Origin of the sequence: Pseudomonas resinovorans NBRC 106553, assembly GCF_000412695.1 — a bacterium.
Lineage (GTDB): Bacteria > Pseudomonadota > Gammaproteobacteria > Pseudomonadales > Pseudomonadaceae > Metapseudomonas > Metapseudomonas resinovorans_A.
The window spans coordinates 1,742,189-1,754,393 of record NC_021499.1; the positions used below are offsets into that span (position 1 = coordinate 1,742,189).

At 66.3% G+C, this 12,205-nt stretch carries 11 protein-coding genes; 5 read left to right on the forward strand and 6 right to left on the reverse strand.

The window, feature by feature from the left end:
* From hpaD to PCA10_RS08095, 4 genes are all read right to left on the reverse strand, one after another.
* The gene (gene hpaD / locus PCA10_RS08080; protein ID WP_016491566.1) at positions 1–924 is read right to left on the reverse strand and encodes a 3,4-dihydroxyphenylacetate 2,3-dioxygenase; all 924 of its coding nucleotides are present in this window, start codon (positions 922–924) and stop codon (positions 1–3) included.
* A 215-nt stretch (positions 925–1,139) separates the two neighbouring features.
* Positions 1,140–2,600, reverse strand: coding sequence for a 5-carboxymethyl-2-hydroxymuconate semialdehyde dehydrogenase (gene hpaE / locus PCA10_RS08085; RefSeq protein WP_041770575.1), 1,461 nt, complete (start codon positions 2,598–2,600; stop codon positions 1,140–1,142).
* A 5-nt stretch (positions 2,601–2,605) separates the two neighbouring features.
* On the reverse strand, positions 2,606–3,376 hold the full coding sequence (locus tag PCA10_RS08090) for a fumarylacetoacetate hydrolase family protein (protein ID WP_016491568.1): 771 nt from the start codon (positions 3,374–3,376) through the stop codon (positions 2,606–2,608).
* Positions 3,377–3,386: 10 nt separating this feature from the next.
* Positions 3,387–4,046: a fumarylacetoacetate hydrolase family protein gene (locus PCA10_RS08095; protein WP_016491569.1), complete on the reverse strand. Its 660-nt coding sequence runs from the start codon at positions 4,044–4,046 to the stop codon at positions 3,387–3,389.
* A 166-nt stretch (positions 4,047–4,212) separates the two neighbouring features.
* On the opposite strand from PCA10_RS08095, the gene hpaA reads away from it, so the two are divergent.
* Entirely contained in the window at positions 4,213–5,130 is a 918-nt protein-coding gene (gene hpaA, locus PCA10_RS08100) for a 4-hydroxyphenylacetate catabolism regulatory protein HpaA (protein ID WP_016491570.1), read from the forward strand.
* A gap of 145 nt (positions 5,131–5,275) precedes the next feature.
* Here the strand turns inward: hpaA and PCA10_RS08105 are convergent, their stop codons facing one another.
* Entirely contained in the window at positions 5,276–6,514 is a 1,239-nt protein-coding gene (locus PCA10_RS08105; protein ID WP_016491571.1) for an OprD family porin, read from the reverse strand.
* Between the two features lie 345 nt (positions 6,515–6,859).
* On the opposite strand from PCA10_RS08105, the gene PCA10_RS08110 reads away from it, so the two are divergent.
* The 3 genes from PCA10_RS08110 to PCA10_RS08120 are packed head-to-tail and all read left to right on the forward strand — an operon-like array spanning position 6,860 to position 9,738.
* Entirely contained in the window at positions 6,860–7,882 is a 1,023-nt protein-coding gene (locus PCA10_RS08110; protein WP_016491572.1) for a TRAP transporter substrate-binding protein, read from the forward strand.
* 6 nt (positions 7,883–7,888) lie between these two features.
* The gene (locus PCA10_RS08115; RefSeq protein ID WP_016491573.1) at positions 7,889–8,419 is read left to right on the forward strand and encodes a TRAP transporter small permease; all 531 of its coding nucleotides are present in this window, start codon (positions 7,889–7,891) and stop codon (positions 8,417–8,419) included.
* Positions 8,416–9,738, forward strand: coding sequence for a TRAP transporter large permease (locus PCA10_RS08120; protein ID WP_016491574.1), 1,323 nt, complete (start codon positions 8,416–8,418; stop codon positions 9,736–9,738). The genes PCA10_RS08115 and PCA10_RS08120 overlap by 4 nt, the downstream gene beginning before the upstream one ends.
* A gap of 449 nt (positions 9,739–10,187) precedes the next feature.
* On the opposite strand, the gene PCA10_RS08125 is transcribed toward PCA10_RS08120, so the two are convergent.
* Complete coding sequence (locus PCA10_RS08125; protein ID WP_016491575.1) at positions 10,188–11,435, reverse strand: MFS transporter; 1,248 nt, start codon at positions 11,433–11,435, stop codon at positions 10,188–10,190.
* A gap of 266 nt (positions 11,436–11,701) precedes the next feature.
* Here PCA10_RS08125 and PCA10_RS08130 point away from each other — a divergent pair, with 266 nt between their 5' ends.
* A complete protein-coding gene (locus PCA10_RS08130; RefSeq protein WP_016491576.1) occupies positions 11,702–12,151 on the forward strand; it encodes a hypothetical protein in 450 nt (149 codons plus the stop codon).
* Positions 12,152–12,205 lie beyond the last annotated feature (54 nt).

Consider the following 12,205-nt stretch of genomic DNA (forward strand, 5'->3'; position numbering starts at 1 on the left):
TCAGAGACGGCTGGTGGAGGCGACGCCGGCCGGGTTGGAGGCCTGGGCGGCGGGGATGGCGGAGCCGTCCTGGGGAGTGACCGGGAAAATGGCGTTGATCTGGCCGGTGCCCGAGGAGCCGAAGTAGGGGGTGACCACCTCGGCCTTGCCGTCGTACTTCGACCAGCCCAGCGCGCCCAGCAGCATCGCGGTGTCGTGCATGAAGCCTTCGCCGTGGCCCTTGACCGCGTACTCCGGGAGCATTGCGCAGAAATCTTCCCAGTCGCCGTCCTCCCACATCCGCACCACGCGGTGGTCGAGGGTTTCCAGGAAGGGGCTCCAGACCTTGGTGGCGAAGTCCGGCGCCTGGCCGTTCTGGGCGAAGCGGTGGGACAGCGAGCCGCTGGCGAGGAAGGCGACGGTGCCGTCGTAGTGTTCTTCCACCGCCTTGCGCATGGCCCAGCCGAGGCGGGCGCTGTCGTTCAGGTAGTGGGAGGTGCACAGGGCGGACACCGACACCACCTTGAAGTGGCGGTCGGCGTTCATGTAGCGCATGGGCACCAGGGTGCCGTACTCCGGCGCCAGGGTGGTGGCGTCGTGGGCCATGGTCTCCACGCTCTGGCGGTTGCATTCCTCGGCCAGCAGACGGCCCAGCTCGGGGTTGCCGGGGAACTCGTACTCCATGTTGGCGATGAAGTGCGGCAGCTCGTTGCTGGTGTACAGGCCCTGGAACTGCGGACCGCAGTTGATGTGGTAGTTGGCGTTGACCAGCCAGTGGGTGTCGAACACGACGATGGTGTCCACCCCCAGTTCGCGGCAGCGGCGGCCGATCTCGATATGCCCGTCGATGGCCGGTTTGCGGAAGCCCTGGCGCGGCCCCGGCAGCTCGGACAGGTACATGGACGGTACGTGGGTGATCTTGGCAGCCAGAGCAAGTTTGCCCATGACGGTGACTCCTAATCTTTATTGTTCGGTCGGTTGCACGCCGGCACTTAGGTTGCTCTTTTTTTTCGACAGCTTGTGAGTCTGTTCACGATCGCGCGAGCTAGAGAAGAACAAGGCGGAAATGGCTGAGGAGGCGGAGTTTACGAGTTGTAAATGAGCACTCCGAAGCCATTTCCAACGCAGTTATTCCGACGCGCAGCAGATCGTGGGCGGGCTCACAGGCCCCAGCGGGGAATGTGATGGCCCCCCATGGAAATGCATACGTTCTTGATCTCGGCGAACACCTCGAAGCTGTACTGGCCGCCTTCGCGGCCGGTGCCCGAGCCCTTCACGCCGCCGAACGGCTGGCGCAGGTCGCGCACGTTCTGGCTGTTGATGAAGACCATGCCGGCTTCGATGCCACGGGCCAGGCGATGGGCCTTGCCGATGTCCTGGGTCCAGATGTAGGAGGCCAGGCCGTATTCGGTGTCGTTGGCCAGTTTCAGCGCCTCGGCCTCGTCCTTGAACTTCATCAGGCAGACCACCGGGCCGAAGATCTCTTCCTGGGCGATGCGCATGCGGTTGTCCACATCGGCGAACACCGTGGGCTGGATGAACTGGCCACGGGTGAGGTGCGCCGGCAGGTTCGCCGGGCGCTCCAGGCCGCCGGCCAGCAGGGTGGCGCCTTCCTCGATGCCGATGCGGATGTAGCCGGTGACCTTGTCGTAGTGGGCCTGGGTGATCATCGAGCCGACCTGGGTCTTCGGGTCCTGCGGGTCGCCGACGATCAGGCGCCTGGCGCGGGCGGCGAACTCGGCGACGAAGGTGTCGTACACCGACTCCTGGATGAAGATCCGGCTGCCCGCGGTGCAGCGCTCGCCGTTCAGGGAGAAGATGGTGAACAGCGCGGCGTCGAGGGCGCGGTCGAGGTCGGCGTCGTCGAAGATCAGCACCGGGCTCTTGCCGCCCAGCTCCATGGAGTACTTCTTCAGGCCGGCGGTCTGCATGATCTTGCGGCCGGTGGCGGTGCCGCCGGTGAAGGAAATGGCGCGCACGTCCGGGTGGCGGACCAGGGCGTCGCCGGCGCTGGCGCCGTAGCCCTGTACCACGTTCAGCACGCCTTTCGGGATGCCGGCTTCCAGGGCCAGGCGGCCCAGTTCGTTGGCGGTCAGCGGCGACAGCTCGCTCATCTTCAGCACCGCGGTGTTGCCCAGGGCCAGGCAGGGCGCGGTCTTCCAGGTGGCGGTCATGAACGGCACGTTCCACGGCGAGACCAGGCCACACACTCCCACCGGCTGGTAGAGGGTGTAGTTGAGCATCTGGTCGTCCACCGGGTAGCTGTGGCCGTCCATGCGGGTGCAGACCTCGGCGAAGAATTCGAAGTTGTGGGAGGCGCGGGGGATCAGCACGTTCTTCGTCTGGTGGATCGGCAGGCCGGTGTCCAGGGTCTCCAGCTCGGCCAGGTGCGGCACGTTCGCATCGATCAGCTCACCCAGCTTGCGCATCAGTTTGGCGCGCTCTTTGGCCGGAGTGTTGGCCCACTTGGGGAAGGCTTCCTTGGCGGCGGCCACGGCGGCGGCGATCTCTTCGGCACCGCCGCTGGCGACTTCGCCGATGGGGTCCATGGTGGCCGGGTTGTAATTGACGAAAACCTCTTTGCTTTCGACTTCCTGGCCGTTGATCCAGTGCTTGATCATGGTGTTCATGCCTCGTTCTTACGTGCGAAGAATTCACCTTCGCTGATGATTCGGTTGACCAGGCGGCCCACGCCTTCCACTTCCACGACCACTTCATCGCCCGGCACCACGTCGGCCAGGCCCTCCGGTGTGCCGGTGGCAATCATGTCGCCCGGCTGCAGGGTCATGAAGCTGGAGAAGTATTCGATCAGGTAGGGGATGTCGAAGATCATGTCGGCGGTGGTGCCTTCCTGTTTCAGCTCGCCGTTGACCCAGGTGCGCAGCTTCAGCCTGGAGGGATCGGCCACGTCACTGGCATCGACTATCCAGGGGCCGACCGGGGTGGTGGCGTCGCGGTTCTTCACCCGCAGGTTGGGCCGGTAGTAGTTCTCCAGGTAGTCGCGGATGGCGTAGTCGTTGCAGACGGTGTAGCCGGCGAGATAGGCGAGGGCGTCCTCGCGCTTCACATTGCGCGCCGGCTTGCCGATCACCGCCACCAGCTCGCACTCGTAGTGCATGTAGGCGACGTTGTCCGGGCGCCAGGTGACCTGGTTGTGGCCGGTGTAGGTGCCCGGCGACTTGATGAAGGCCAGCGGTTCGGTGGGGGCCTTGAAGGACAGCTCGGCGGCGTGGTCGGCGTAGTTCAGGCCCAGGGCGAACATGCTGCCGGTGGCCGGTGGCAGCCACTCGACCGCGTCTTCGGCGAGCAGGCGGCCATCGGCCAGGCGCACTGCGTTGTCCTCTTCGACAGTGACGCTGTGGATAACGCCCTGATGGCGGATGCGTGCGTGTTTCATCGGGGGCTCCTTATTCCGCGACCACTGTGTTGGCGAGACGGCCGAGGCCGGTGATTTCCACTTCCACGACATCGCCCGGCTGCACGTCGACGCGGCCCTCCGGGGTGCCGGTGATCAGCACGTCGCCTTCGTGCAGGGTCATGAACTCGCTGATCTCCTCGATCAGCTGCGGGATGCCGCGCACGAGATTCGCCGTGGTGTTTTCCTGGCGCAGCTGGCCGTTGACGAAGAGCTTCAGGGTCAGCGCATGCGGGTCCTGCACATCGGCTGCCGGGACGAATTCCGGGCCGAGGGGGCAGAAGCCGTCGCGGCACTTGGCCTTCACCGCCGGGCGGTAGTAGCTCTCTTCCGGCAGGCTGAACTCGTTGACGATCACGTAGCCGGCCACATGGGCCATGGCGTCTTCGGCGCGCACCCGGCTGGCGCTCCGGCCTATCACCACACCCAGGGCCGGGCCCGGTTGCAGGCGCTCGACGCCCTGTGGATAAACCACCGGCTGGCCGTGGCCGTTGCGAGTGTTGGGCGTCTTGATGAACAGCACCGGCTTGACCGGCGGCTTCTGGTAGGGCGCTTGCTGGAACTCCTGCAGACGGCTCTCCAGCAGGCCCCGGTAGTTCAGCGCAACGCCGAACAGGGTGCCGGTGGCGACGTGGTCGAGGGCGGGGCGCATGGTCGTCTCCTGTGGCAGAAAAGCGGGTGGGCGGTGACAGCAGGCGCACCCGTAACGAGGGTTTCGTTAATGTGTTAACGTTATATTTAACATGTTAATGATCGTCAAGCCTTGCGTCTTCGCCATTCGTCATCGAAGGTGGGCGAAGGCAGCGGAGAAGGTCGCCATGGCAGAGCGCCAACCCATCCCCAACATCAACATCGGCCGGGTCTACGACCAGCGTTACGCCGACGCCGAAGTGCACTACGAGGCCCTCGGCAAGCTGGCGGACTTCTTCGGCCGCAACATGCCGGTGCACCGCCACGACCGTTTCTTCCAGGTGCACTACGTGAAGAGCGGGGCGGTGCGGGTCTACCTCGACGAGCAGCAGTACCGCCAGGAAGGGCCGCTGTTCTTCCTCACGCCGCCGACCATTCCCCATGCCTTCGTCACCGAGCAGGACGCCGACGGCCATGTGCTCACGGTCCGCCAGCAGTTGGTCTGGCCGCTGCTGGAGGCCGAGCAGGGCCTGGCCGATGGGCCGCAGATCGCGCCGGTCTGCGTGGCCTTCGCCGAGCTGGGGGAGGAGTACCGCGAGGAGGTGCAGCGCCTGGACCTGCTGTTCGACCAGCTCCGCTCCGAGTTCGCCGCCGACCGGCCCGGGCGGGAGGCCAGCCTGTCGGCGCTGACCCGGCTGATCTTCATCAGCCTGCTGCGCCTCTCGGCCCGCTCGCTCAAGGCGCAGCCGGCGCGCCACGAGGACCTGCAGGTGTTCCACCGCTTCAACGGCCTGATCGAGGCCCACTACCGCGAGCACTGGCCCCTGGGCCAGTACGCCAGCCAGATGGGGGTGACCGAGGCGCGCCTGAACGACATCTGCCGACGCATCGCCGACCTGCCGTCCAAGCGCCTGATCCACGATCGGGTGATGCAGGAAGCCAAGCGCCTGCTGCTGTTCACCGGCAGCTCGGCCAACGAGATCTGCTACCTGCTGGGCTTCAAGGACCCGGCCTACTTCAGCCGCTTCTTCGCCCGCAACGCCGGCATGAGCCCCGGCGAATACCGCCTGCGCAAGGCCGGGGACAAGGAAGAGGCCTGGCGCTGACGTGTTGTCGCCCACCACGTCACGAGCGCCGCTGCCAATCCGTTGCACGACCTTCTTGCTGTAGGAGCGAATTCAATCGCGAAGGGCGCGCAGCGGCCCGTTGGCCCGCATCGCGAATGAATTCGCTCCTACAACGGCTATCCCGTTACCAGAGCGCCAGGCTATAGCCCAGTACGATTCGGTTCTCGTCGATGTCCTGGGGCAGGCCATTGCCGGAGCGGAAGGTGACGTTGCGCAGGCGGATGTTGAAGCCGCGCAGCGGGCCGCTCTGCACCATGTAGGCCAGGTCGCTGTCGCGCTCCCATTCGCGGCCGTTGCGTACCGCGCCCTGGCGTACGCCGTCACCGCTGATGTAACGGGTCATGAAGCTCAGGCCGGGGATGCCCAGGCTGGCGAAGTCGTAGTCGTAGCGCAGCTGCCAGGAGTCTTCCCCGGGCCGGGTGAAGGTGTTGAAGGTCACCAGGTTGACCACGTAGGGATCGCCGCCGCTGAGGTAGGGGAAGGCGCTGTCGCCGGACTGCAACTGCCAGCCGGCGGAGAAGCGCTGGGGGCCGACACTGAGGCCGAGGATGCCGTTGAAGTTGCGGTTGTCGATGCGCCCGGCCTTGGCCGCGCCAGTGTCACGGCTGTGGAACCAGCGCAGGTCGCTCGCAAGGCTCATGTTCTCCCCCAGGGGCAGACTGTGTTCCAGGCCGGCGAAGTGCTGGCGGTAGATATCGTCCAGCTCCGCGCCATAGGCGCTGAGGGCCAGGTTCGGGGTAGCGCTCCAGGTGCCGCCGATGAAGTCGAAGTGGTCGCTGGTCTGCCCGGCGTAGCCGATGTCGTCGAAGCCGGCGGAGTCCCGGGGGTTGGCGCGGGTCAGACGTCCCAGGTTCAGTTCCAGGCCTTGCAGTTCCTGGCTGGTGAGCATGCCGCCATGGAAGGTGGAGGGCAGCAGGCGGGTGTTGTTGTAGTGGGCCACCGGCAGCGTCGGCAGCAGGGTGCCCAGACGCAGGACGCTGTGGGAGGCGCGCAGCTTGGCGGTGAGGCCCAGCTCGCTGTAGTCGTCCACCGGTTCTCCGGAATTGGGGCCGAAGGGCAGCAGGCCAGTGCCACGGCGGTCGCGGCTGGAATCCAGCTTCACCCCGAGGGCGCCGCGGGCGTCCAGGCCGAAGCCGAGGGTGCCTTCGGTGAAGCCTGACTCGAAGCGGGCGATGAAGCCCTGGGCCCATTCCTCGGCCTTGGAGCGGGGAGCATCGTGTTGGCGGAAGTCGCGGTTGATGTACTGGTTGCGCAGCTCGAGGCTGGCGCTGCTGTCCTCCAGGAAGCCGGCCGTGGCCGGGGCACAGCCGAGGGACGTGAACACGATGGCGAGGGAAGAGAGCAGAGGGCGGAGAGAGGTCATTGTTGTTGTCTCCGGTTGGCCTATGGAAGGTCGCGCGGCCCTTTCAAAGGGCCTTCGGCGGAGCACTGTCGGCAATAGGCCATCCGGGCGACAGTCGGATACCTGCGTTTCCCAGCCTGGGAAATTTCCCAAAGATCAGAGCGAACCGCAGCGCAACACCTTGATGCGTCCAGGCCTGCAGCCAACCGGGAGACGGCGCCTGCCGGGCCGTGGGAGTTGCCCAGGTTGACAGTGGCGGCATAGTCGTTAAGTTATTAACGATATATTGAATATGTTAACGAGATCTTCGCGCCTTTGCCGCACCCCGCGCGGCGGGCATCCAACAAGAACAACGAGGCTCAACCCATGAAGATGTCCAAGCTCGCCGTCCTCTTCGCTGTCGCCTGTACCTCGGGCGCCGCTCTCGCGCAAACCACCCATACCCTCAAGGTCGCGCACTTCCTGCCCGCCAGCTCCAACGCCCAGCGCAATATCATCGAGCCTTGGTGCGCGCAGCTGGCCAGCGAGTCCGCCGGGCGCCTCAAGTGCCAGCTCTACCCCTCGATGCAGCTGGGCGGCACCCCGGCCAAGCTGGCGGACATGGCGCGCAACGGTGTGGCCGATATCGTCTGGACGGCGCCGGCCTACTCGGCGGGCAAGTTCCCGCGCATGGAGGCCATGGAGCTGCCCTTCATGCTTCCCGCCGGGGCCAGGGCCGGCAACCCGATCATCTGGAAGTACTACGAGCAGTACGCCCGCGATGACTTCAAGGGCTACAAGGTGCTGTCCGTACATGGCGACGGCGGCATGGATATCCACACCCGCGGCAAGGCCGTGGCCAACCTCGACGACCTGAAGAACCTCAAGCTGCGTGCCTCCAGCCGCACCGCCGCGAAGCTGCTCCAGGCCCTGGGCGCGACCCCGGTGAGCATGCCGCCGGCGCAGATGACCGAGTCCATCGCCAAGGGCGTGGTGGACGGCGCGCTGGCCTCCTGGGAAGTGGTGCCGCCGACCAAGCTGGACGAAGTCACCGACCGCCATTCCGCGATTCCCGCCGGGGAGCCCGCCTTCGCCTACACCGTGCTGGCCATGCTGATGAACCAACGCAAATTCGACAGCCTGCCCGAGGACCTCCAGGCCATCATCGAGCGCAACAGTGGTCCGGCGCTGAACGAGCGCTTCGCCGACGCCTGGGACGCCTTCCTCGATCGGGCCCGCGCCGCCACCCCGGGCGAGCAGATGGTGAGCATCACCGCGCCCGACTACGCGGCCATGCGCCAGGCCGCCGCACCGGTTGCCGATGCCTGGGCCGTTGACGCGAGCGGCAGGGGGCTGGACGGCAAGGTGTTGCTGGATGGTGCCCGTGCACTGTCCGTCGGTCCCCGGTGATCCGCCATGAACGAGTCCCTGTCCTTCGCTGACACTCCCGCCGAGGAGGCGGGCCCTGCCGCCGGCCTGTTGCTGCGAGCAACCCAGGCATTCGCCCTGGGCGGTGGCCTCATCCTGCTGGCGCTGGTGGCCATGTCCCTGGTGTCGATCATTGGCCGCAAGCTGTTCGCCACACCCATCCAGGGCGATATCGAACTGATGGAGATCGGCGCGGCCATCGCCATCGCGGCCTTCCTGCCGTTCTGCGAGCTGCGTGGCCAGCACATCAAGGTGGACGCCTTCACCCTGAAGCTGCCGGCACGGGCCAAGGCCTGGCTGGACGCCTTCGCCCATCTCCTGTGCCTGCTGGTGGCCCTGCTGCTGGCCTGGCGCACCGGCCTGCAGGTGCTGGAGAGCCGCGAGTACGGCGAGGTCTCCACGCTGCTCTCGGTGCCCCTGTGGCTGCCCCTGCTGGCCATAGTCCCGAGCTTGCTGTTGCTGGCGCTCGCCGCTGGCGCGCGAACCTTTCTTTGCCTCGTCCGGGAGCAACCGCAATGAGTGGACTGTCCCTGGGTTTGCTGGCGCTGGCCGCCACCTTCACCCTGCTGGTGCTGCGGGTGCACATCGGCCTGACCATGATGGTGGGCGGCGCCCTGTGCTTTCTCGCGGTGAACGACGGCGACTTCTCGGCGCTGCTGTTCAGCCTGAACAACCTGGCCTGGTCACGGCTGTCCAACTACGACCTGGCGGTGATCCCGCTGTTCGTGCTGATGGGCCAGTTCGCCACCCATGGTGGCCTGTCCAAGGCCATTTTCCGTTGCGCGGCTGCCTTCGTCGGCCACCTGCGCGGCGGCCTCGGCATGTCGGCCATCGGTGCCTGCGCCGGCTTCGGCGCCATCTGCGGCTCGTCCCTGGCCACCTCGGCCACCATGAGCCAGGTGGCCTTGCCGGAGCTGCGCCGGCACAACTACTCCGGGCGCCTGGCCACAGCCACCGTGGCGGCGGGTGGCACCCTGGGCATCCTCATCCCGCCGTCGGTGCCGCTGATCATCTACGCGGTGCTGACCCAGGAATCCATTGCCAAGCTGTTCGTCGCCGCCGTGGTGCCGGGCCTGCTGGCGGCCCTGGGTTACCTGGTGGTGGTACGCCTGATGGTGGCCCGCGAACCGGAAGGCCACCGCCACAGCGAACCAGCCAGCGCCGGCGAGCGCTTCAAGGCATTGCTCCAGGTACTGCCGGTGCTGGGGGTGTTCCTGGTGGTGATAGTCGGCATCTACGGCGGCTGGGCCAACCCCACCGAAGCGGCTTCCATCGGCGCCGCGGCGTGCGGCCTGCTGGCGCTGCTGCAGGGCGGCCTGGACTGGAGCGGCCTGCGCGCGAGCCTGCTGGGCACCGCCGAGACCACCGCGATGATCTTCCTGGTGCTGCTGGGGGCGGACCTGCTGAACGCGGGCCTGGCCCTGACCCAGATGCCCACCGAGCTGGCCGAGTGGGTCCAGGCCAGCGGTCTGGCGCCCATGCTGGTGCTCTGCAGCATCCTGCTGCTGTACCTGCTGCTGGGCTGCGTGATGGATTCCCTGGCGATGATCCTGCTGACCATCCCGATCTTCTATCCGGTGGTCATGGGCCTCGATTTCTACGGCATGAGCGAGGTGCAGAAGTCCATCTGGTTCGGCATCCTCGCCCTGATGGTGGTGGAGATCGGCCTGATCCACCCGCCGTTGGGGATGAACCTGTTCATCGTCAACAAGGTGGCGCGCGATGTGCCCTACCTGGAAACCGCCAAGGGCGTGCTGCCGTTCCTCGCCTCGGACCTGCTGCGCATCGTCCTGTTGGTGGCCTTCCCGGGTATCTGCCTGTGGCTGCTCAGCCTCTGAGCCGAAACGATAGGTAGGTTGGGCCGGGCGGCGTACCGCGAGCGCAGCGAAGCCCAACGTCCGATGTCCGGCTCCCGCAACCAACGTTGGGCCGCGCTGCGCTTGGCCGCAACCTACAAGACTGGCACTAGGCCGGATGGGGGCCCAACACGTCACGAGCGCCGCTGCCGGTCCGTAGCACGACCTTCTTGCTGTAGGAGCGAATTCATTCGCGAAGGGGCGCGCAGCGGCCCGTGGTCCCGTCTCGCAAATGTCTCCACATGCCCGCTTGCACGCGCCTGATTTGCTCGCCATCGAGCCCCTTCGCGAGCAGAGCTCGCTCCTACGATGGAGTCGTCGAGGCGCCCGTCGCACCTTTTCGCGAATGAATCAGCCCCTACAACGCCTTACCAGAGCGCCAGACAGTAGCTCAGCACGACACGGTTTTCGTCGACATCCCGGGTCATGCCTCAGCCATCCTCCCGGGGCATGCTGGTGAGTTCCCGCCCTAGCCGGCGCTGGCGCGGCAGCAGCCAGGCGCAATAGGCCAGCAACAGTACCCCGGCGCCGGCCATGGCCCAGGGGGCGCCGAAGTGCTCCGCCAGCACGCCCACCAGCAGGCCGCCGATGGCGTCGAAGCCGAAGCGCGTGGAGGTGTAGAGCGCCACCACGCGGCCGCGCAGATGTTCCGGCGCCAGGGTCTGCAGGAGGATGTTGGTGCCGACGTTGCAGTTGGTGATGGCGAAGCCGAGCACGGCCATGGCCAGTAGCGACAAGGCGAGCTGCTGGCTGGCGGCGAAGGCCAGCAGGCCGGCGCCCGCCGCCAGCGCGCAGGCCATGATGCTGTTCACCAGGCTCGGCAGTGCATGGCGGTTGGCGAGGAACAAGGTCCCCAGCAACGAACCGAGGCCGGCGGCACCCCAGAGCCAGCCGAGGGTGCGCGCGTCGCCGGCGAAGATGTCCTTGGCGAACACCGGCAGCAGCACCGCGTAGCTGGAGGCGGTGAGGTTGATCACCAGGACGCTGGTCATCATCAGGCGGATCGGCTGCCGGCCGGCGATATAGCGCAAGCCTTCGCGGAACACATCGCCGGTCGAGCCCGGGGCGCGTGGCGTGGGCGCCATGCGAATGACCAGCAGGCCGGCGGTCAGGCCCAGGTAGGAGAGGGCGTTGAGGGCGAAGCAGGTCGCCTCGCTGGTGAAGCCCAGGAGCAGGCCGGCCAGCGGCGGGCCGATGAAGCGCGAGCTGTTGAACAGCATGGCGTTCAGCGCCAGGGCGTTGGGCAGGTCGTCCTTGCCGTTGACGAACCGGCTCAGCAGCGACTGCCGCAGTGGCGTGTCGAAGGCATTGAGCACGCCCAGCAGCGCGGCCATGGCCACGATCAGCGTCGGGCCTATCAGGCCGCTGTAGGTGAGCGCCGCCAGGGCGATGGCCTGCAAGCCGAGCAGGCCCTGCACACCAATCAGCAGGCGGCGCTTGTCGTGGCGATCGATCCAGGCGCCGGCCAGCGGGCCCACCAGCAACTGCGGCAGCAGCGCGGCGAAGGTGGTCACCCCCAGCAGCGCGGCGGAACCGGTGAGGCGGTAGATCAACCAGGCCAGTGCCACCTGTTGCAGCCAACTGCCCAGGGTGGAGATGGCCTGGCCGGCGAAGTACAGGCGGAAATTGCGGTGGCGCAGGGCGCGGACGGCGGCGGGCCAGGGACGGGAATCAGGCATGGAGGTGTGGACGGAACGCGGCGATGGATGAAAGTTAATATCTTAACTTGATTCGGTTGCGCCTGGTCCTGTCCATGGCGGATGGGGTGGCGCTTTCTTCCGCCGACAGCCTCGATTACCTGGGTAACTGATTGATCAGGAAGGTGTTTTGACACTATTAACAACGTCGATCTTTGCTATCTCGACTGATCACTTCTTAATCAATGGCAGGTCCGTAAGATTGGCTCCGTACCCAGTTTCCAGCCCCCATCGAGGAGCCCACGATCATGAAAACCCAAGCCTTCGCCGCCCTGTTCATCGTTTCCCTGAGCACTTCCGTTTTCGCCCTGCCGTCCAACGAGCAACCCGTGCTGGGTGAGTCGAAGGAAGCCCGCTCCATCCTGGTCGTCGATCCGGTGGCCGTTGAAGGTGGTTTCATGGTTCTGGACCGCGTTGCCGAAGGTGGCGCTGAGCGTACCGGCGCCAACCGCGTTGCCGAAGGTGGTGCCGATCGCACCGGTGCCAACCGCATCGCTGAAGGTGGTGCCGATCGCACTGGCGCCAACCGCATCGCTGAAGGTGGTGCCGATCGCACCGGTGCCAATCGCATCGCTGAAGGTGGTGCCGACCGCACTGGCGCCAATCGCATCGCCGAAGGTGGCGCTGACCGCACCAATGGCTTCCGCGTAGCCGAAGGTGGTTCCGACCGTCTGCTGCAGGTCCAGCGCGTCAGCTGATCGCAACAGGCTTCACCCCCTCAAAGCCCGGCACAAGCCGGGCTTTTTGCTTGT

Coding starts and splice junctions, on each gene's coding strand:
- hpaD (WP_016491566.1), bottom strand. CDS start 924: ATGGGCAAACTTGCTCTGGCTGCCAAGATCACCCACGTACCGTCCATG.
- hpaE (WP_041770575.1), bottom strand. CDS start 2,600: ATGATCAAGCACTGGATCAACGGCCAGGAAGTCGAAAGCAAAGAGGTT.
- PCA10_RS08090 (WP_016491568.1), bottom strand. CDS start 3,376: ATGAAACACGCACGCATCCGCCATCAGGGCGTTATCCACAGCGTCACT.
- PCA10_RS08095 (WP_016491569.1), bottom strand. CDS start 4,046: ATGCGCCCCGCCCTCGACCACGTCGCCACCGGCACCCTGTTCGGCGTT.
- hpaA (WP_016491570.1), top strand. CDS start 4,213: ATGGCAGAGCGCCAACCCATCCCCAACATCAACATCGGCCGGGTCTAC.
- PCA10_RS08105 (WP_016491571.1), bottom strand. CDS start 6,514: ATGACCTCTCTCCGCCCTCTGCTCTCTTCCCTCGCCATCGTGTTCACG.
- PCA10_RS08110 (WP_016491572.1), top strand. CDS start 6,860: ATGAAGATGTCCAAGCTCGCCGTCCTCTTCGCTGTCGCCTGTACCTCG.
- PCA10_RS08115 (WP_016491573.1), top strand. CDS start 7,889: ATGAACGAGTCCCTGTCCTTCGCTGACACTCCCGCCGAGGAGGCGGGC.
- PCA10_RS08120 (WP_016491574.1), top strand. CDS start 8,416: ATGAGTGGACTGTCCCTGGGTTTGCTGGCGCTGGCCGCCACCTTCACC.
- PCA10_RS08125 (WP_016491575.1), bottom strand. CDS start 11,435: ATGCCTGATTCCCGTCCCTGGCCCGCCGCCGTCCGCGCCCTGCGCCAC.
- PCA10_RS08130 (WP_016491576.1), top strand. CDS start 11,702: ATGAAAACCCAAGCCTTCGCCGCCCTGTTCATCGTTTCCCTGAGCACT.